Below are 19,217 nucleotides of genomic sequence, written 5' to 3' on the forward strand. Positions count from 1 at the left end.
TACTATAGTAGCAGACCACATAATTATTACAATAACAATTAAAGCCTAATTAACTTCAATAATCACCTTTAATTTAGTATCAACATTACGCGTTACAGTGCGTAATAGAATTTGCCAATCAAAAACTGAAAAACGTTCCCCGCCAAAATTAACCAGTTGAGAAGGTCTATTGCCAGGTAAAAGATGTGCAACAAAGCGGCCCTGATCGTCGAGGACTTCAAAATGCATTTTTATATTTAGGTCTTTATATTCAATGGTAAATAAATCCTTTTCTTCGAAGATGGATGCTTTAATCCCATTCACTGTCATTATCGGGTGCTGATCCGGCAGTCGTGTAAAATAGAAGTTGACCTCTTTCGCTTTGTCATCATCGTTGCCTGAAAATTCCTCTTCAAATGTAAACAGCAATTCTGTCCGACCATTCGAATGGTTTCCGGTCACTCTAACTTGCGGCTCTATTTGGCAGGTAAATGTCGTAGGTTGGGCAGAGCTACCCCATAAAATGTATAAAGGGTGGAATCGATAATCTTCATTAGATTGTAAAGCTGTAGGCTTATCAGCTACTGTGATTGCAATAGGATTAAATGCATTATGTGGAACGGGATCCTTACAGCACAAGGGAAGCATGGAAGCCCATAATAAGGAGTGGGATTCTAACAGATCCGTACGGTGGGGCACTTCCCCTTGTAAATACCACATCAATAATTCGTAAGCAGTAATCTGTGGATAAAGTTTATTCTGGCTTCCCATTCTGACCGGTCCGGCAAAAGCCGCGGTCGTGGTATGCCATCCTTTTTCAAGGTCATCCCAAAGTTTTTGTCCCTTCAAGGAACTTTCCGTAAGATAATAGGCTAACGCCGCTTCTGCATGCATTTCCGGCATGAGATAATGTCCATCAAAAACGGGAGTTTTTTCAAGTTTTCCCATCAGCCTTTGCGCGCACAACATTTTATAATGAAGAAGTTTGGAGATGCTGACATTGGCTTCGCAATAAGTGTGAACTCTATCCAATGCAGCTTGGACTTTAAGGCGCAATTCCTGGCCCAAAACTGGGCCAAACTCTTTATATATAAATGCTAAGGGTAAATACACTTTATGGGGTAAATACTCATCTTTGCATAAAGGATATTCGTGCAAAAATACGGGGAAATTTCCTTCCGTCTCAAATTTAAGCAAGTTATCCAAAAGGACTTTTCCTGCCTGCACCAGTTCGACTGTATGCATGCGCATCCAAAGCAAAGCTAAATGCAGGTTATCTAAAAAAGGAATTGTCATATGCACTGAAGCAGAAAAACCATAATAATGAAGGTAGCCTGTCTGCGGGCTTACCATCTTCTTGCCATATTCTGAGGCTAAATGGATTAATTTACGGCCAGCTTCCTGCCTTTTAGATTCGATATCTTCACTACAAAAATGCTCCACCCTCTACCTCAATATTTTGGCCTGTAATATCCCTAGCACGTCCACTTAATAAAAATGATGCAAGCTCTGCCACCGCAGCGAGTTTGACCGGTTCTTGCATTGGCAGCTTTGAACGGAAGGTATTCAAGTCAACCGACCCTTCCAAATGCCCAGGTGAGATCATATTAACTCTAACTTTACGCGCAGCAAGTTCTTTAGCAAAACTGTGTACGGCGTGCCAAAGGGATTCTTTGGAATTTAAATAGGCTGTATTATAGCAATTAGCGCGGTTCTTGCCAATTCCCGCCACACCGAAAGTTAGAATAGAACCCTCATGCTTAGCTAGGGAGTCCGCAAAAATTTGTATCAGGGTGATAGGAGCAAAAGTGTTCAACTGAAAAAGTTCCTGCCATATTCCAGGTGGTGTTTTTAATCCGCTACCGATGAAATAGGGCCCTGCAATGTAGACAAAATGCCCGATATCAGGATGTTTGCCTTTTACTTTCTCAGCAAACGTCTGTATTCCTTCCTGGGTTTTAAAGTCACCCTGCACGACATCAGCCTTCCCACACTTATCTGCAAGGGCTATAGCTTTTGCTTCTTTCTGATGATAGTGTATAATGAGATGATGGCCTGCACGATGCAAATGTAAGCACACCTCTTCACCTAGCGGACTAGTCGCGCCCATGACAAGCGTTCTAATTCTCATGAAATCCCCTTAGCTGTGAATAAGAACTTCAGCGACGCTGCTTTCAAGATGCTGCAGTGGCAGGGGCTTATTAACTATGACTTTGATCCATTTCGTTTTAAAACGGGTAGCCAACCTACCGCCAATAGCATAAGCCAATGCCTCGATCAAGCGGAACTTACCGTTGGTAGCTGTTTCTTCGCAAATTTTTGCAACGATTGTGTAGTCGATGGCGTCGTCTAAATGGTCGCTAAGACAAGCCTTACTATCCACCGGAGCAAGGTCTACATCAATTTCTATCGTTTGTTCTTCTAATCTTTCATGCGGCTCTGTTCCTATGAGGCATACGACTTTAAGCTTTCTTAACGAGATGATAGCATCCACATTCTTATCCATGTTCTCTCCGTATTGAAATTTCATTTGAAGACACTTTTTTGATCACTGAAAGTAAAATAGCTGCCAAACCTGCTTGACTCGCTGGAGGGGCTATATAATCTGCCATAGACAGTATTTCTTGAGGTGCGGTTTCCATGACAATACGCACATCCGCCACCTTGAGCATACTCATATCGTTGTAGTCGTCTCCTGCAGCAATGATTGGTCCGTTACAGCCTATTTTCTCTGCAAAACGTTTTAGGATAAGTCCTTTAGTGCATTCTTTATGTGTGGCCTGAGCCACAAAATGTGAATTGTTAAACGGGTCGCGTATCGTGGGTGCATGCAAATGGAGTTCTTTTTCCATATAATGCGCTAACACCTGGCATTCTTTATGGTTCCCGAAACATTTGATAGAAGCAAATCCTTTTAATGGAACCTGGTTGAAGTCATCAACGGGCAACCAAACTTCCCCCACGGCAGCGCTCCGTTCTTTCAAATATTTTATCTGATTAGGGCTAAACCTTTTTGGGCGGTAGTAACAGATATCCTGTCCTGAGTAACCACTATATGCAATATAGTCAGTACCTTTATCCGCACAAAAATCATCAAATGTCCCTAAAGTATCTTTTGGTATCAGTAGTTCTTCCATCAAAACGGCTTGCGGCATTTCAAGCAGGTTAGCGCCATTGATTACAGCAAAATAATAGGAGAAATCCAATGTACTTAATGGTTTAACACCCCAAACATAGGGTCTTCCGGTGATAAAGATGACCTTCCAACCTTCATCATAGACATCTCTCAAAGCTTTTGCTACAAGGGATGGCATTTCAAAGGGACTATCGGTAAGTGTTCCGTCAATATCACAGGCTAAAATTCCGGGCATATTCTTTCCATATTGGAGGCTTTTCCCCACAGGGAGTATGGAGGGCTGGAGTAGTGGTGAAAAAATCTAGTGTAAGTTTATCTTAACTACGTTATACCAATTTTTCAATTAGTGAGCGAGGATCCGCATGACCACCTTATGTAAGTTTCTAGTATTTCTATCTATTCTTTTCGCCCCCCTTTCCGGCCAGATTGCAAATTCGGATGTTGCTCCTTACACTGCAAAAACTGAACTCCTTGATATTAAAGAAGATCCTTCGTCCCATCTTTTTCCGGCTTCCCAGCTTCCCATTGAGGAATCCTCAGATAAGTTCACTTCGGAACTGCTGAACATGCTCCTAACCCTAGGAATGCTCATTGCAGTTATTTTCGCCCTATCGTATATTTTAAAACGCATGTTGAATGTTAAAACCAAGCAAGAAAATTACAAAAGCACCATCAAAGTCTTGGAAAAACGTGCTCTTTCTCCTAAATCCGCTCTTTATCTTGTAGAAGTCTACGGCAGAACACTCGTGATCGCAGAATCCCCTACAGGGTTTAATTGTATGACAACTTTTGATGCTATCGTTGAAGAAAATGATGCACCTCCTTCCCAAGAACCCAAATCGTTTGAAAAAATCCTCGATAAGACGAAATAATTTGCATGCTGAAAATCCAAAACTTTTGTAAAGTATTTGGAAGGTATACTCATACCAGCAAGATACAAACGGATATATATGACATATAAATTTATCACTTTAGCATTGTTATTAGTCACTATTACAACCCTTACGAGTTGCTATAGAATGCCCACAGACCAAGATTACTGCGTTCTCCCTACTACAAACAACCGTAATGTCACCCGTGAAAGAGCACAACAATCGCCCATGCCAGGCATAAGTATGTAATGAATTTGAACTGACCGCATTTCTCTAACTGAATATAACCGAGGCCGACAATGCTAGTGCTTACAAGAAAAGAAGATGAAGAAATCGTTATAGGTGAGGGACAGGATGAAATTACGATTACTGTCTTAAAAATACAAGGAAGTGAAAAAGTTTCTATCGGAATCAAAGCACATCCAAATACACCTATATTTAGAAAAGAGTTGTTAGCGAAAGGAAATGAAAGAAGAAAACGTAAAGACCCGGCTTCCAAGACTACCCCGCAAGATATCGAACGTTTGATTGAAGCCGTTCAGATTTCTACAGAAATTGAAGAAAACAAGAAAAATATGATAAATAGCAGCAATGAATATAACTGCTACTTACCTTAACTAAAGATGTAATAATGATTAATGTCACCTTAGATAGCATTCTAGAACTTCTTGAAAAGAATGATCTTAACCCTATGCTTCAAGAAGAAACTAAACAGGTTTCCCTTTCTTTCAAACTTCATGATGCCGATTTCCCTATGTTCATCAAGGTCGTTCATGAAGGCGATTTAATTCAAGTCCTCCAATTCATTCCCGCTCACTTGGATAAAAACCATGTCTCTGATGTCGCGCGCCTTATGCATTACCTCAACAAAGAAATGGACCTCCCCGGTTTTGGCTTTGACGAAAACAATCAGATGATGTTCTTCAGGTTAGTCCTACCTACAGCTAAACACAAAGTTGATCCCGATCTACTGCTGGCTTTCATCAATGCTGCACGCATCGCCTGTGAAACTTTTGCCCCGATGATCCAAAACGTTAATTTGGGTAGAACCCGTTTCAAAGAAATTTTAGAGAAAACGACCCTATAACGGTAAGTGCAAATGGCCCTAAGACCAATATATTACGACACAGAAACCACTGGTATCCGTCCGGAAAAAGATAAGATTGTCGAGATTGCTGCCTTCGATCCTGAAAACAATACTTCGTTTGTGCAATTTGTCAATCCCGGTGTCCCCATTCCACGAGAAACCACTGCCATTCACGGTATCAGCGATGAAATGGTAGCCGGTGCCGGGTCATTCGCACAAGTAGGACAAGAATTCTTGGATTTCTGCCAAGGAGACGTTGTTTTGATTGCTCATAATAACGACACCTTCGATGCCCTCTTCTTAAAACATGAATTCCAACGACACTCCCTGGCCTTACCCGCTCATTGGAAATTTTTGGACACGTTGAAATGGGCTCGTAAATACCGCAAAGACCTACCAAGGCATCCGCTTCAATTTCTGCGTGAAGTTTATGGAATTCCTGCAAACACTGCCCATAGAGCATTAGATGACGTACTCGTCCTCCATAAGGTTTTCACCTATATGTTAGACGATATATCCATCGAAACTGCGTTTACTCTCATGCAAGAAATTAAAGAACTTCAACATATGCCTTTTGGAAAACATCAAGGCACTCCTCTATCTAAAGTTCCCTCCAGTTATATCAAATGGCTGAATGAAAACGGAGCCTTAGATAAACCGGAAAATCAGCAGCTAAAAGCCTCTTTTGAGAAATTAGGGCTTTTGGCAACCGCATGAAAACCACCTCTACAATTATTGGCTGCGGATATGTCGGAAAGGCTGTAGCCGCCCTTTGGGTACAAAATAATCTTTCTGTCCATGCCATCACCACTCGCAAAGAGAATAATGATGCTTTAGAGGATCTAGGCTGTGTCCCCTTTGTTATCCAGGATGAAGATTCCCTTGCCAATGCCGTCGCAGATGCGCGTGTTATCCTTGTCTCAGTCGCCCCTTCGCAAAATAGATCCTATGAAGCGACCTATCTGCATACAGCTAAAGCCCTGTTAGATGTACTTTCCAAACAAAAGAATTTTCCGCACATCATTTTTACTTCCAGTGCTTCTGTGTATGGGGCTTATGATAATGAGATTGTAACGGAAGACACCCCGCTGCTGCCTGAAAATCCTGAAAATCAAATCCTAGCTCAAACTGAGTCACTCCTGCTGGATTATCCCTACACAACGATATTGCGCTTTGGTGAGATCATTGGGCCTGGTAGAGAACTGTATTTAAGACTAAAGAAAATGCAAGGGCCGTTTCCTGGTGATGGGTTAAATATATGTAATTTTACAAATCTTTCAGACGCTGTAAGAGCTATTGAATTCGTCCGTACAAATAAATTCTACGGAATTTATAATGTCGTCTGCGATGAACATCCTACCCGTCTCGCTTTATATGAAAGACTATCAGAAAAGATGCAACTTCCACTTCCACGCTGGGATCCCACTCTAATGAGTAGGCTTGGAAGCAAGAAAATTGTTTCTAACAACAAACTTTCACAACTCCAGTTTGCCTTTTCCCCTCCGTTTGGGTTAGACTAACTCTCTTTCAATTCCATAATCAAGGATACATCATGCAAAAGATACGCAGCGAAGTCGCAAAAGAAGACTGTTGGAATGTCGAATCTCTATACCCCTCAATGGAAAGCTGGGAAAAAGCCTACAATACATTCAAGGAACAAAGCAAAAACAATACTTGGCCCCAATTGCAAGCATTCCGCGGAAAGCTGAATGAAGGCACTGCTACTGTTAAAAAAGCATTAGAGACACTCTTTTCACTCACAAGAGAGATCCACAAGCTCTATACTTATGCCCACCTACGCCATGATGAAGATATAGCTGATGATAAGAATAAAACAGCTTATCAAATGATTATGAGTATCTATTACGAGCTGATGAGCCAAATCGCCTGGATTGAACCGGAACTTCTTGAACTCCCTGCTGAAACACAACAAAACTATCTCCATTCTGCAGAACTAAAAGACTACCACTTCTATCTTGAGCAAATCTTCCGCCTAAAAGAACATACACTTTCTGCTGATAAAGAAGAGTTACTTTCGCTCGCCGGGAAAAGCCTTCAGTCCACACAAAAAGCTTTTAGCGCCATCAATGATGCCGATTTTGTGTTTGGAAATATCCAAGACAAAGAAGGCAATGAACAGCCACTCACTCACGCTACCTACGGGATCTACCTTAGATCACAAGACAGGGAGCTTAGAAAAAACAGCTTTCTCACACTGCAAGGAAAATACCGTGACTATCAAAACACTATTGCAGAGCTACTTAACGGCACTGTCCAATCGCATATCTTTAATGCGCGTACCCACAAATACCCTTCCTGCTTGGATGCTGCCCTATTTCCAAAAAACATTGACACTAGCGTCTACCACTCCCTAATCAAAGCAGTCAGAGACAACATCGGCACTCTCCATCGCTATATAGCCCTCCGCAAAGATATCATGAATGTCGGACAACTCCACCTGTACGATATGTATGTGCCTCTCTGCAAAGACATGGATTTCAAAATCCCTTATAAAGAAGCTGAAGAACTCGTCATAGAGTCTGTGAAGCCTCTGGGAAGCGAATATCAAAACATATTACGCAAGGGCCTAAAAGACGAACGTTGGGTAGACCGCTACGAAAATAAAAACAAACGCTCCGGTGGATACTCCAGCGGCTGCTATGATAGCTGCCCCTTTATTCTAATGAACTATAAGAATATTCTACGCGATGCCTTTACATTGGCCCATGAAGCTGGGCATAGCATGCACAGCTACCTAAGCCATGCAAACCAACCTTACCACTACAGCGACTACACTATCTTTGTCGCAGAAGTCGCATCCACCTTCAACGAGCAGCTCTTAACTCAAGTTATGTTAGAGCACGCCAAGACCAAAGAGCAAAAATTCTACCTCATCAACGAAAAAATTGAAGACATTCGCTCCACTTTATTCCGCCAAACGATGTTCGCTGAATTTGAACTATTTATCCATGATAGTGCCGAGAAAAATATTCCTCTGACGCCTGGATATTTGAAGGAAAAATACAGGGAATTGAACGCATTCTATTTTGGCAATGATGTGATCATTGATGAAGAAGCAGCTTTTGAATGGGCGCGCATCCCCCACTTCTACTACAACTTCTACGTATACCAATATGCCACCGGCATTAGCGCAGCCCTAGCCCTCTATCAAAGGGTCATCAAAGGCGGCGATAAGGAAAGGGAAGATTACCTAGGATTCCTAAAGGCCGGCAGCAGTGCTTATCCTATAGATATCCTAGCGAAAGCAGGAGTAGACATGCGCCAACCGACTGCGGTCGCCTCAGCAATCGCTCATTTTGGTTCATTAGTGGATCAATTAGCGAAAGAAATGCACAGTTTAGCACTTTAAATAAGCGGGTGCTAATTTTCTTGCGAAAAATAGTCACCCTCGCTAAACTTACTCTCACAGCAATAAAACAGACCTTAATTAGGAGAAACTCTATGTCAACTACACACTCCGGATGCTGCTCAGCATCAAAAAACAAAACTAAACTCCAACCTTTGGGAAACCGCGTTCTCGTTAAACGCTTGGAAAAAGAAGAGTCCGTAGGCGGCATCCTGCTCCCAGACTCAGCCAAGAAGAAACAAGAACAAGCGGAAGTCGTTGCTGTAGGCAAAGGCAAACTAGACAAAAACGGACAACTTATCCCTATGCCTGTTAAAATAGGCGACATCATCCTGCTCGAAAAATACTCAGGCCAAGAAATCAATCTCGACGACGTAGAGTACGTAATCCTACGCGCCGATGACATCATTGCTATTATCGAATAATTAGGAGTAACACTATGGCAGCAAAAGACATCAAATTTAAGCAGGAAGCACGTCAACTCCTCCTAAAAGGGATCAAGACACTTGCCGATGCAGTGAAAGTCACCCTAGGTCCTAAAGGCCGCAACGTCCTCATCGACAAAGCCTATGGCTCACCTCACATCACAAAAGACGGCGTCACAGTAGCTAAAGAGATCGAACTCGAAAACCGTGACGAGAACATGGGCGCTAAAATGGTAAAAGAAGTCGCCAGCAAAACTGCCGATAAAGCCGGCGACGGTACCACTACAGCAACAGTTCTTGCAGAAGCTATCTTTACTGAAGGTCTACGTAACGTCACAGCCGGTGCAAATCCTAACGATCTCAAGAAAGGGATGGAAAAAGCCCTTGAAGTTATCGTTAATAAACTGCGCAGCCTAAGCAAGCCTGTAACAAAACAAAACGAAATCGCCCAAGTCGCCACTATCTCCGCAAATAACGATGCTGAAATGGGTAAAATCATTGCCGACGCAATCGAGAAAGTCGGTAAAGACGGTACATTGACAATCGAAGAAGGTAAAGGCTTCGAAACAACACTTAAAGTTGTTAAAGGGATGAATTTTGACCGCGGATACCTTTCCGTATACTTCGTCACCAACCCGCAGCAACAGCAAGTAGAATACGAAGATTGCTATATCCTCATCTACGACAAAAAAATCGGCGCAGTCAAAGACATTATCCCCATTCTGCAAGCAGTTGCAGAAACAGGCCGTCCTTTGCTTATCATTGCTGAAGATGTTGAAGGTGAAGCCCTTGCTACACTCGTTGTCAACCGTATCCGTGCCGGCCTAAAAGTTTGCGCAGTTAAAGCTCCAGGCTTTGGCGACCGTCGTAAAGCTATATTGGAAGATATCGCTATCATCACAGGTGGCCAAGTTATTACCGAAGAACTCGGAATGAAGCTTGATGCGACAACATTAGAGATGTTAGGCCGTGCTAAGAAGATCGTCATCAACAAAGATGAAACAACGATCGTTGAAGGTGCTGGAAGCAAAGAAAAGATCCAAGACCGCAGCGCACAGCTTAAGCGTCAGATTGATGAAAGCGAATCCGACTACGATCGCGAAAAACTGCAAGAGCGTTTAGCAAAACTTTCTGGCGGCGTAGCAGTAATTTCCGTTGGAGCGCATACTGAAACAGCTATGAAAGAACGTAAAGACCGTTTTGACGATGCCCAGCATGCAACACGCGCAGCTATCGAAGAAGGCATTCTTCCTGGCGGCGGTACAGCCTTCATCCGTTGTATTCCTGAAGTTGAGAATCTGATCAAGTCTCTTGAAGGTGATCAGAAGACAGGGGCACAGATCATTGCATTATCTTTGCGCGCACCATTAAGACAAATCGCTGACAACGCAGGTGAAGAAGGCGTACTAGTCGTTAAGAAAGTTACCGATGATGGCTCCAAGTCACAGAACATGGGTTACGATGCTCTTAACAATAAATACGTTGATATGGTAGAAGCCGGTATTCTCGACCCCACTAAAGTAGCACGTTGCGCCATTGAAAACGCTGTCTCCATCGCGGGATTGCTGTTGACAACAGAAGCGACCGTCACTGAGTTGCCGGAAGAAAAGCCTGCTGCTGCTCATTCTCACGCAGGCATGGACTACTAAAAGTCCGCGCTGCATCTTCATATTCACGGGTCCCCTTGAGGGGACCCGTTTTTCTTATAACTATCCCGATATAACAATAGACTTCTTAATGTCCGAATGAGTGGACGTATAATCTCTTCTTTTTTGGCATAATTCTTGCAAATTTTGGTTTAGTTATCAGGAGAATCATCATGAGAACTTATTTATATACGTTGCTGCTATTTTTTATGAGCTCATCTATCCCCGCGTTTAGCACATCTCTCTATGCACAAGAAGAGCAAAGTATTCCGTCTCAATATGCAATGCACATCAGTGAAATTAATGATAATGGCAAGGAAATTAAACTCACGAATGGACTTACTTGGAAAGTTAATCCTAATAAAGATGGTTATTATCGTGTGTTAACAACTTGGAAACCTGGGGATGAAGTCATTTTTATTAGAGTCCTGATGTTTGATTATTCTTCAGATGGATTACATAATAACACTCTAGGTGGCACTTGGGGGAAAAACAGTATTATTGCCCGTTATTCAATTCCACCAGAACAAATTACGCAATTACCAACAGTTGTTTCAGTGGACGAGGATTATATTATGAATTTATCCGACGGCACACGTTGGCAATTTGAACCCTTGAGCTTTATGGAATGGTTAATAGGAATTCCCGTACCTAAAGCTGGTGAATTTGTTCTCATATTTCCTAGTGCAGGTAGAAACGAATATCCTTATATACACGGATATTATGCTGAAAATAGTGATGGCACCTTTTCCCTGGAGAGGAGATATGCTAGCTTATTAGATTCGAAAAGTGCAGATTAGTAAAAAAAGAAAGCTCTGACTCGGCAGGACTAAGAACGATACCTAATCCTGCCTAAATACTAAATATTCTCGAGCAATTGCTTCGCGAGATTCACGCCATTGGTTGTCAGGTAAACGAAGTGTTTATCCTGGCGTTTAAGAAAGTTTGTGCGCATCAATTGCGTACTAATGGCATCTACCCTGCGAGTTTGCATGCCGATAGATTGCCCAACAATATAGGCATCTAAAGGTTCCTCAGGATCAGCTTGTTGTTGTGTCATTTCATACAGAGCGATAATAAATTTCTCGTCTTCTGTTAATCCGCCTTTGCTCATCTATTACTCCTTTTTCACAAGCCGCGCCCCTAATGGGGTATCTTCAATATTATAACCGTTTGCGGCGATTTCATCCCTGATCTCATCGGAACGTTTCCAGTTCTTCTGGGCACGGACTTCCTTACGTTCATCCAACAATTGTTGCAAGTTCATTGGAATATTATCAGACTCTGCAAACTCAATAACATTCAAAACCTGGTCAAATTTTTTAAAAGCTTCAATCGCAGCTCTGGCTTCATCGGGATGAATAGTGCATGTGTCTAAGGCCGTGTTACCTTCCCTGACAAATTCATATAAAGCACCCAAGGCTGCAGACATATTTAAATCATCGGCAAGCGAATTTTCAAAATCTGTTTTAGCTCTCTCCAACAATTGGTCAAGCTGTCCTTTGACAGCTTTGGGGTTATCGATATGTGCAATATCGATCAAGCGACGAACGAAGGCATTCAGACGTGCTATGGAAGAACGCGCACCATCCAAACCGGGCAAAGTGAAATTCAATTGCGATTTATAATGGGTGTGCAAAAGCATATAACGTACTTCAGTACCACTGTAGCCCTTTTCTAAAAGGTCTCGCAGGGTATAGAAATTACCGGCGCTCTTCGACATCTTCTTATTTTCGACAAGAAGGTGTTCACAGTGCATCCACAATTTAGTAAAGACCTTACCGGAGCATGCTTCGGATTGGGCTATCTCATTTTCGTGGTGGGGAAACATATTATCTATGCCGCCGCAATGGATATCTAAAGTATCGCCTAAAATCTGCATTGCCATTGTAGAGCATTCTAAGTGCCATCCTGGACGGCCGGGACCAAAAGGACTATCCCAGAAGATCTGTCCGTCTCTTTCTGCATCGTAGTGTTTCCATAAAACAAAGTCAGCTAGGTGATCCTTGTCATATTCATCCGAAGAGACACGTTGCGATGCGCCTGCTTGCAATTCATCCAATTTTAGATGAGATAGGCAGCCGTAGCGTGCAAATTGCTTAATCGGAAAATAGATACTGCCGTCCCCGCCTTTGTAAGCCATGCCCTTATCCATCAATTTCTGGATCATCTCTATCATTTGCGGGATATACTGTGTGGCTGCGGGATAGTGCTCCACTTTATCAATCTTCAAAGCTGCAAGGTCTTCAAAAAATGCCCTGATAAATGGCTGGACATATTCGTCCAGCGTGCAGTTTTGAGCAATGGCTCCGCGAATCGTCTTATCGTCTACGTCTGTCAAATTCATGACTTGATTTACGCTATAGCCGAAATACTTCAACGTTCTGCGCAGTACATCTTCAAACACATAAGCTCTGAAGTTTCCGATATGTGCATAATTGTAGACGGTGGGCCCACAAGTATACATTTTCACTTGTCCTGGCACAAGCGTTGAAAACAGCTCTTTCTGCCTTGTTTCAGTATTATAGAAATGCAGTTGCTTCAGTGTCATTTTTATGCTGTCGTTTCTAGTTTTTCGATTTTAGGTAAATGTTCACCCTCAAGTAAGCGGTAATTAATTTTACCTGTACCCATGATAGGTATTTCTTCCATTTGGATTACTTGCGAAAGCCTTACCAGATTACTGAAACCGGATTTGCGTAAATATTGGTTTGCTTCTTCCTGGGTCAGATTCACTCTGGTGAAGAGATATATCCGCGGTTTCTCACCTGGTTGTTCTTTGGCACAAACGGCAGCGAGAGGGCCTTCTTCACCTGAATGGGATTCTTTTTCAAGAATCATATGCAGGATAGATTCTTCGATTGCAGAAAGGCTGACCATTTCTCCACCCACCTTGATAAAACGTTTCTGGCGGCCAGCGATAATTAGATAGTTACTTGGATCTAAGTAACCCAAGTCCCCTGTCTTATACCATTCCTTGTCGTCCACAGTGACAAATGGAGAAGAGATACCGGGATTCAAATATCCCTTAAAGATATTAGGCCCGCGTGCTAGGATTAAACCTTGCTCGCCTTTAGCCACCGGAGCATACGTCTCAGGATGCACAATCAACAGGTCAATGCCGGGAAGAGGCCTTCCTACACCAATATGAGGTTCACGCGGTGGATTGAATGTAAGAACGGGCGCGCACTCGGTGATCCCGTAACCTTCAACGATATTTTCACGTTTGCCGTGCTGACCAAAGAGGTCAAAGAGTTCTGGAGGCGCTTTTTCTGCACCTGTTACGCAGAGCCTTAACGTCTCGATCTGTCCGGGTTGGGCAGAACGCACAATACCTTTCAAGAACGTAGGAGCGCCGCAAAGTAAGGTCACGCCGTATTTCTGCATCCCTTTTGCTAATTTTTTGCCTTCTGTCGGGTTGGGATGGAATGCTACGCGGATACCCGCTAATAATGCCATCAATGTGCTGACAGTAAAGCCAAAGGCATGGAAAGGCGGCAATATTCCATACATGACATCGTCGGAATAGAGTTCTACTAATTCCGCAGCAGCCCGTTGGTTTGCTAAGATATTAGTGTGTGATAAAGGGACGCCTTTGGGAAGGCTTTCTGTTCCGCTTGTAAATAGTAATACAGCCTGATCATCGCCTGAGCGAGGAGAGTTAAATGTTTTCAATATCGAATTTACAGAGTATTTACTTCTGAGTGTAGCTAACAGCTTATCTTTGAGGCTGAGTGTGCGGCGCACATCTTCCATCATTACCAGAAGTTCTTCAACCCCGTCGAGATTGACGTTATCCAACCTGTCCAGGAATGCCCAGGAAGTCAAAACCTTTTTGACACCTGAAAGTTTAACAACAGCCTCTAAATGGCGGGGCCCTACTGTCCAGTTGATCATAATAGGAATTTTTCCTGCCAGCAAGGTTGCTAGAATAAGGATAGTCGCGCCTACGCTAGCGGGCAGCAATATACCAATGGTGTTTCCTGGCTGTTTGCGTATATAGTCTGCGACTAATAAAACACGCATCTTAAGTTGTTTATAAGTAAGAATTCCGGCCATGTCATCAGCAACAGCGGGACGGTTTTTAAGTTTATCGCAAACGCTTAGAAATACTTCATGAATGGTCTCACCAGCGTGTATTGTGGTCAACTGATGAGGAATCGGTGTAAACCACTTTTTAAGGTTTTGTTCCTCATCCTGGTTTTCATCTTGTAATACTACTGTTTTAGCAGCGATAGCCAAAAGTTTGTTAACTGAAGTCATTTGTGCTGTGGGGATTACGCCTAATTCGTATTCGTCTTGGAGGAATGCCGCTAATTCAGCCATGTCGATCGAATCCATGCCAAGGTCAGCATCTAGTGCCATATCACTTTTAATAGTGGAGGGGTCAACCTCAGCAAGCTGTCCTAATTTCTGATATATTTTTTGTCGTACGGCAGGAGGGATTTTAATATCCTCATTTTTTAAAACGTTATCTTGCGCTTGAACGTGCAAGGGAAGGTATTGCTCACCCCACATACTGTAGGAGACTAAGTTTAAGGAATCACCGGGTAGAAGTTCTTTGGTTGTTGAAAGACCGTCCGGTTGATTGTACCAGTTTTCAAGGTAACGGTTGAGTTCCAGCCTGGATGCTAGGCGAGGGAAATCTGCAGGTGCGGGTTCGAAGCTGACAATAATCTCTCTACGAGGAGTGAAGAAAATCAGGTTTTTAAAGATGATTTTCAATCCCCATAAGAACTTCTCGCCAAGAGAAGGTGCTTTAGAAAGAATGGCTCGGGAAAAACTGCTCCCCCATAGACCTTTGATACGTACTAAAACGATGTTAGTTTCAGGAGCCTCGCTAAGAATCTTTTGGATTCCTGATGCGCCGCCCACAACTTCTTTCTGGGTGTATTTAACTTTACCGGCTGGATAAATAAGAAAATTCTCCCCTCTTCTCAAACCATCGACGACTTCATCAAAAACCTTTTCAGTTTTCTTCTTTTTAAGGCTATTGCTACTTGTCTGAAAGTTAGGTACGGGAAGCGAATTTAGAAAACGCATGATCCAGTGTATGCCGGGAAGATAGTACATATATTCCACGATCATGGGGCGGATTGGATATGTTTTAAAAACAGTGAGGGGAACGAGGACGGGATCAATAAAATAGGAGGGGTGGTTAGGCAGGAAGAGAACACCCCCGGGATTTTTTAACGTTTGTTTATTAAGGTGTTCGGCACCTTCAATTTTAATTCTGTAGCGAAACCATAACATAAACCCTAAAGTTTTCATCATCAACCATTGGACGATAGTTTTCACGGTTTAGCTCCTAATTCTGATTTGATTGGAATTGAATAATACACTTTTCATCAAATAATGTGCAGGGTGATAATAGGTTTTTCGTAAAGAATCGCTTAATTTATGCATCTAAATTCAGAAAATATCACACGTTTCGCCCCTAGTCCAACAGGACATCTGCATCTTGGGCATATATTATCTATGGCTTTTGTTTATGGAATAGCCGAAAAACAAAATGCCAAGGTATTACTGCGTATTGAAGACCATGATAAAGAACGATGCAAAGAAGAATATGTGGAAAGTATCCTTAAGGACATTGAATGGCTAGGTTTACTCCCGAATAATTGGGATGATATTCAAACTAAAGGAAAGGAACACCTTTATCGCCAGAGCTTTAGAACTGAAAGATATAAAAAAGCCTTAGCTGAGCTGAATCTTACTGGAGAAACCTATCACTGTCATTGTTCGCGAGCAGAAATCCTTTCCCGTACGAACGCATTGTCATCTAAAAACGAAGAGCTATACTATGACGGGTTATGCAGAACAGAAAATTTTCAGTCAGGTCTAGTGCGCATGGTCATGCCTTCTAAAGAACTTGTCTTTATGGATGGAATCCAGGGGAAGTGTATTCAAAACCCCTCAATGCAATGCGGGGACATGCTTTTAGTCGATAGAATGCAGAATTACACCTATAACTTTGCTGTTGTAGTAGATGATATTTATGACAAAATAAATGTAATTATTAGAGGTGTTGACCTTTTATCCTGCACAGCACGTCAAAATTATTTAAGAGATAAACTAGGTTCCGTTGAGGTTCCCCTATTCTTCCATCATCCTTTGATTCTAGATTCCCAAGGTCAAAAGCTCAGCAAACGATTAAAATCTACAGGCATCGCTTCATTACGTGAAGCAGGGATGAAGCCCGCGGAAGTATTAGGTCTTGCCTTCCATCAAGCCGGGATAATAGAATCGATACAACCTATTGATAAGAGTAAATTATCCCCATTATGCCAAGTTGCGCTGCCATAGCAGTTGTTTTAACCTCCGATAGAAAGCAGGTCCTGCTTGTACAAAGACGCGATACACCTGTTTGGGTCCTTCCCGGTGGAGGAGTAGATGAAGGTGAAAATCCTTCCGACGCAGCAGTCAGAGAAACATTGGAAGAAGCAGGTGTTCATGTCTCAGTGGTGCGGCTTGCAGCAAAATATGCACCTTTAAACAAGATGGGAAAAGAGACTTATCTCTTTGAATGCATACCCGTAAGCGGGATCGCCCGTCCAACAGAAGAGGCGCGTCAGGCAGCTTATTTCCCTGTAGATAAACTACCTTCGGCTTTCTTTTTTATTCATGGCTTTTGGTTGAGGGATACTCTGGAAAACCACGCTGAAACTCTATATAAACCTTTAGAAGGTGTGACGTACGCTCAATTCATAAAATTTTTCGTACGCCACCCATGGGTAACTTTACGCTATGCTATTTCCCGTTTGGGACTGCCTTGGAATTCGCGCTGACAGGAGTTTTAGCTGATTCATTCTTAGAATTTCCATTGGAATGCACGCTGCCTTGTTCAGTTTTAGCTTTTTCCTCGTACTCTTTACGTTTTTCATCCCAGATCTTGAGGTTCTTTTTCTCCATGGCGCATTCGTACCCTTGGATATGGAACATCAGCTTGAATTTTTCCCATTCTTCCGCAAAATCACTGACTGATTTGAAATCCACAGTTTGTTTAATACAAACAATTTGAAAGAGTAATTTATGAGCGCTAACAACTTTCTTCGGAGTTTCTTCCTCATCGGGCTTTATCTTTTGCATCAGAAAAAAAGTCGTAATCAAATTAGCTGTTTGGTCTGATAACCTATCTTTCGTCATGATCCAACGAACGTATTCATTACGATTTTCCGGTGTCGTTGTCTTTGTGTCTTTTATCTTAGCGACAGCCTTCACCATAGTTTCAACATACTGATCGATCTGATCATAAACCATGTCGTCATGATAAATTCCGCAAGGCATTTGGCAATGCGCATGTAAACCGAAGCAGACAAAAAACGAAGCTATAAAAAAACTTAGCACATTTTTTTTCATTGTAACCCCCTTGTTTTAAACGACTACACTACATATTCACTGCAGTTTTGACAAGTTTTTTGTTTTCTAATTGTAAAATATTGTCTTTAAAATATAATCCAAAAAATATTTTAAACAACCTAGGAGTAGAGTTTTATGATACTGCAAAATGCTGTAAAAAGAGTTGTATACTTTCTAACGGCACTAGCTTTAACTCATTCTGCGTGGTTGCCCGTGAATGCCCTTCACGCTAATGCAACCATCTGCGAAAATGAAGTACCAGCTTGTACCGAAAATGTTGATTATGTCTATTATCCCGCGCCCACATACTATCCTACAGAAAATACCTGTTCTAGCAGCTGGTCTTGCGGCCCTCTGACTTATCTTCTAGTAGGTGTTTTAGCAGTTGCTGCAGGCGTTGGTCTATCCAGCGGATCCCACCATTCTAAGGGTGTAAAAAATGAAATTAATATGAACGTCGGCAGCGGCACTGCAAGCAGCGGCGACGGTGTGACTGGCACAACTGGCGGTTCCAATAACGGAACAACTGGCGGTGGCGGCGGCGGCGGCGGTGGCGATGGCGCTGCCGGTCCTCCAGGTCCTGCAGGTCCTCAAGGCGCAGCAGGTCCTACTGGAGCTGCCGGAGCCCAAGGTTCTCAAGGTATAGCAGGTCCTAGTGGTGCTCCTGGTGTTCAAGGCCCAGCAGGTGATCCTGGTGCTGCAGGTCCTACGGGTGCTGCAGGTCCTCCTGGATCAGCAGGCGCAACTGGTGCTGCAGGTCCTCCTGGATCAGCGGGTGCAACTGGTGCTGCAGGTGCTCCAGGCTCAATAGGCCCAACAGGCACTCAAGGTCCTCAAGGTATTGCTGGCCCTCAAGGCCCTATCGGTGCACAAGGTCCTATAGGCGCACAAGGTCCTACTGGAGCTCCGGGTGTGCAAGGTCCTCCGGGAGTTTTAGAGTTCCCTACAGGTCCTGCATCGCTAACATTTACGTTCACACCTAACTTAGTTGTGCCTTTATTAACCGGTTCATGGAGAGGTGTTATTGTCACTCCAGACCAGCAGATATTGACCACAACTGTGTTCGATTTATCGATCTTAGGTGCACCGCAGGCCATCACTATCCCTGCGCCTGCAGTGATTGGAACGTATGAGATTGTATTCCTAGTAGAGTCCCCTATATCCTTATTGGGTTCAACATTAGGAACTGCCACTGTAACTAACAGCGTCAACGGCGATTCGCAGACATTCCTGCCGATCACTGCGTTGACAACTGAAGGTGCTCAGGTTACTTTCGAATATTCCTATGGACCTACAATAGTAAACTAGCAGCTTTTTGGAGTGCACGTGAAGACGTGTGCTCCAAA

Annotated in this window: 21 protein-coding genes; 13 read left to right on the forward strand and 8 right to left on the reverse strand. The window is 42.9% G+C overall.

Translation table 11 applies throughout. The annotated features are described in order from the left end of the window. Positions 1–45 precede the first annotated feature (45 nt). The 4 genes from WC222_10120 to WC222_10135 are packed head-to-tail and all read right to left on the reverse strand — an operon-like array spanning position 46 to position 3,350. Complete coding sequence (locus tag WC222_10120) at positions 46–1,422, reverse strand: hypothetical protein (protein ID MFA6916740.1); 1,377 nt, start codon at positions 1,420–1,422, stop codon at positions 46–48. After that, positions 1,406–2,110: an SDR family oxidoreductase gene (locus WC222_10125; protein ID MFA6916741.1), complete on the reverse strand. Its 705-nt coding sequence runs from the start codon at positions 2,108–2,110 to the stop codon at positions 1,406–1,408. Before WC222_10125 ends, WC222_10120 begins: the two co-directional genes overlap by 17 nt. Positions 2,111–2,119: 9 nt before the next feature. Continuing rightward, positions 2,120–2,485, reverse strand: a complete 366-nt coding sequence (locus WC222_10130; protein ID MFA6916742.1) for a dihydroneopterin aldolase — start codon at positions 2,483–2,485, stop codon at positions 2,120–2,122. Next, positions 2,478–3,350, reverse strand: coding sequence for an HAD family hydrolase (locus tag WC222_10135; protein MFA6916743.1), 873 nt, complete (start codon positions 3,348–3,350; stop codon positions 2,478–2,480). Before WC222_10135 ends, WC222_10130 begins: the two co-directional genes overlap by 8 nt. Before the next feature lie 127 nt (positions 3,351–3,477). Here WC222_10135 and WC222_10140 point away from each other — a divergent pair, with 127 nt between their 5' ends. The 10 genes from WC222_10140 (at position 3,478) to WC222_10185 (ending at position 11,312) form a co-directional block, all read left to right on the forward strand. Beyond that, positions 3,478–3,987: a flagellar biosynthetic protein FliO gene (locus WC222_10140; GenBank protein MFA6916744.1), complete on the forward strand. Its 510-nt coding sequence runs from the start codon at positions 3,478–3,480 to the stop codon at positions 3,985–3,987. Positions 3,988–4,065: 78 nt separating this feature from the next. Next, positions 4,066–4,236: a hypothetical protein gene (locus tag WC222_10145; protein ID MFA6916745.1), complete on the forward strand. Its 171-nt coding sequence runs from the start codon at positions 4,066–4,068 to the stop codon at positions 4,234–4,236. A 50-nt stretch (positions 4,237–4,286) separates the two neighbouring features. Then, positions 4,287–4,604, forward strand: coding sequence for a carbon storage regulator (locus WC222_10150; protein MFA6916746.1), 318 nt, complete (start codon positions 4,287–4,289; stop codon positions 4,602–4,604). 14 nt (positions 4,605–4,618) lie between these two features. Beyond that, positions 4,619–5,074 (forward strand): YbjN domain-containing protein, encoded by a 456-nt coding sequence (locus WC222_10155; protein ID MFA6916747.1) that lies wholly within the window; start codon positions 4,619–4,621, stop codon positions 5,072–5,074. A gap of 12 nt (positions 5,075–5,086) precedes the next feature. Further along, positions 5,087–5,791 (forward strand): DUF3820 family protein, encoded by a 705-nt coding sequence (locus tag WC222_10160; GenBank protein ID MFA6916748.1) that lies wholly within the window; start codon positions 5,087–5,089, stop codon positions 5,789–5,791. Then, positions 5,788–6,594, forward strand: a complete 807-nt coding sequence (locus WC222_10165; protein ID MFA6916749.1) for an NAD-dependent epimerase/dehydratase family protein — start codon at positions 5,788–5,790, stop codon at positions 6,592–6,594. The genes WC222_10160 and WC222_10165 overlap by 4 nt, the downstream gene beginning before the upstream one ends. A gap of 32 nt (positions 6,595–6,626) precedes the next feature. After that, the gene (pepF, locus tag WC222_10170) at positions 6,627–8,444 is read left to right on the forward strand and encodes an oligoendopeptidase F (GenBank protein ID MFA6916750.1); all 1,818 of its coding nucleotides are present in this window, start codon (positions 6,627–6,629) and stop codon (positions 8,442–8,444) included. 92 nt (positions 8,445–8,536) lie between these two features. Further along, the gene (locus WC222_10175; GenBank protein MFA6916751.1) at positions 8,537–8,866 is read left to right on the forward strand and encodes a co-chaperone GroES; all 330 of its coding nucleotides are present in this window, start codon (positions 8,537–8,539) and stop codon (positions 8,864–8,866) included. A gap of 14 nt (positions 8,867–8,880) precedes the next feature. Beyond that, positions 8,881–10,515 (forward strand): chaperonin GroEL, encoded by a 1,635-nt coding sequence (groL, locus tag WC222_10180; GenBank protein ID MFA6916752.1) that lies wholly within the window; start codon positions 8,881–8,883, stop codon positions 10,513–10,515. Positions 10,516–10,685: 170 nt separating this feature from the next. After that, on the forward strand, positions 10,686–11,312 hold the full coding sequence (locus WC222_10185; GenBank protein MFA6916753.1) for a hypothetical protein: 627 nt from the start codon (positions 10,686–10,688) through the stop codon (positions 11,310–11,312). A gap of 59 nt (positions 11,313–11,371) precedes the next feature. Here WC222_10185 and WC222_10190 read toward each other — a convergent pair whose 3' ends face one another. From WC222_10190 to WC222_10200, 3 genes are read right to left on the reverse strand one after another with little or no spacing between them, the layout of a single operon-like run. Next, complete coding sequence (locus tag WC222_10190; protein ID MFA6916754.1) at positions 11,372–11,626, reverse strand: hypothetical protein; 255 nt, start codon at positions 11,624–11,626, stop codon at positions 11,372–11,374. 3 nt (positions 11,627–11,629) lie between these two features. Beyond that, entirely contained in the window at positions 11,630–13,063 is a 1,434-nt protein-coding gene (cysS, locus tag WC222_10195; GenBank protein MFA6916755.1) for a cysteine--tRNA ligase, read from the reverse strand. 2 nt (positions 13,064–13,065) lie between these two features. Then, positions 13,066–15,810: an AMP-binding protein gene (locus WC222_10200; GenBank protein MFA6916756.1), complete on the reverse strand. Its 2,745-nt coding sequence runs from the start codon at positions 15,808–15,810 to the stop codon at positions 13,066–13,068. 102 nt (positions 15,811–15,912) lie between these two features. Between WC222_10200 and WC222_10205 the strand changes: the two genes are divergently transcribed. Then, positions 15,913–16,818, forward strand: a complete 906-nt coding sequence (locus WC222_10205; GenBank protein MFA6916757.1) for a glutamate--tRNA ligase family protein — start codon at positions 15,913–15,915, stop codon at positions 16,816–16,818. Further along, positions 16,797–17,300, forward strand: coding sequence for an NUDIX domain-containing protein (locus WC222_10210; protein ID MFA6916758.1), 504 nt, complete (start codon positions 16,797–16,799; stop codon positions 17,298–17,300). The genes WC222_10205 and WC222_10210 overlap by 22 nt, the downstream gene beginning before the upstream one ends. Here WC222_10210 and WC222_10215 read toward each other — a convergent pair. Further along, positions 17,263–17,871, reverse strand: a complete 609-nt coding sequence (locus WC222_10215) for a superoxide dismutase [Ni] (GenBank protein ID MFA6916759.1) — start codon at positions 17,869–17,871, stop codon at positions 17,263–17,265. The two genes, WC222_10210 and WC222_10215, sit on opposite strands and share 38 nt — an antisense overlap. A 135-nt stretch (positions 17,872–18,006) precedes the next feature. Here WC222_10215 and WC222_10220 point away from each other — a divergent pair, with 135 nt between their 5' ends. After that, a complete protein-coding gene (locus tag WC222_10220; protein ID MFA6916760.1) occupies positions 18,007–19,179 on the forward strand; it encodes a hypothetical protein in 1,173 nt (390 codons plus the stop codon). The last annotated feature ends 38 nt before the right edge of the window (positions 19,180–19,217 follow it).

This window comes from Parachlamydiales bacterium, assembly GCA_041671045.1.
GTDB lineage: Bacteria > Chlamydiota > Chlamydiia > Chlamydiales > JABDDJ01 > JABDDJ01.

Coding starts and splice junctions, on each gene's coding strand:
- WC222_10165 (MFA6916749.1), top strand. CDS start 5,788: ATGAAAACCACCTCTACAATTATTGGCTGCGGATATGTCGGAAAGGCT.
- cysS (MFA6916755.1), bottom strand. CDS start 13,063: ATGACACTGAAGCAACTGCATTTCTATAATACTGAAACAAGGCAGAAA.
- WC222_10185 (MFA6916753.1), top strand. CDS start 10,686: ATGAGAACTTATTTATATACGTTGCTGCTATTTTTTATGAGCTCATCT.
- WC222_10145 (MFA6916745.1), top strand. CDS start 4,066: ATGACATATAAATTTATCACTTTAGCATTGTTATTAGTCACTATTACA.
- WC222_10220 (MFA6916760.1), top strand. CDS start 18,007: ATGATACTGCAAAATGCTGTAAAAAGAGTTGTATACTTTCTAACGGCA.
- WC222_10130 (MFA6916742.1), bottom strand. CDS start 2,485: ATGGATAAGAATGTGGATGCTATCATCTCGTTAAGAAAGCTTAAAGTC.
- WC222_10160 (MFA6916748.1), top strand. CDS start 5,087: ATGGCCCTAAGACCAATATATTACGACACAGAAACCACTGGTATCCGT.
- pepF (MFA6916750.1), top strand. CDS start 6,627: ATGCAAAAGATACGCAGCGAAGTCGCAAAAGAAGACTGTTGGAATGTC.
- WC222_10210 (MFA6916758.1), top strand. CDS start 16,797: ATGCCAAGTTGCGCTGCCATAGCAGTTGTTTTAACCTCCGATAGAAAG.
- WC222_10135 (MFA6916743.1), bottom strand. CDS start 3,350: ATGCCCGGAATTTTAGCCTGTGATATTGACGGAACACTTACCGATAGT.
- WC222_10140 (MFA6916744.1), top strand. CDS start 3,478: ATGACCACCTTATGTAAGTTTCTAGTATTTCTATCTATTCTTTTCGCC.
- WC222_10215 (MFA6916759.1), bottom strand. CDS start 17,871: ATGAAAAAAAATGTGCTAAGTTTTTTTATAGCTTCGTTTTTTGTCTGC.
- WC222_10175 (MFA6916751.1), top strand. CDS start 8,537: ATGTCAACTACACACTCCGGATGCTGCTCAGCATCAAAAAACAAAACT.
- WC222_10125 (MFA6916741.1), bottom strand. CDS start 2,110: ATGAGAATTAGAACGCTTGTCATGGGCGCGACTAGTCCGCTAGGTGAA.
- WC222_10155 (MFA6916747.1), top strand. CDS start 4,619: ATGATTAATGTCACCTTAGATAGCATTCTAGAACTTCTTGAAAAGAAT.
- WC222_10190 (MFA6916754.1), bottom strand. CDS start 11,626: ATGAGCAAAGGCGGATTAACAGAAGACGAGAAATTTATTATCGCTCTG.
- WC222_10150 (MFA6916746.1), top strand. CDS start 4,287: ATGCTAGTGCTTACAAGAAAAGAAGATGAAGAAATCGTTATAGGTGAG.
- WC222_10205 (MFA6916757.1), top strand. CDS start 15,913: ATGCATCTAAATTCAGAAAATATCACACGTTTCGCCCCTAGTCCAACA.
- groL (MFA6916752.1), top strand. CDS start 8,881: ATGGCAGCAAAAGACATCAAATTTAAGCAGGAAGCACGTCAACTCCTC.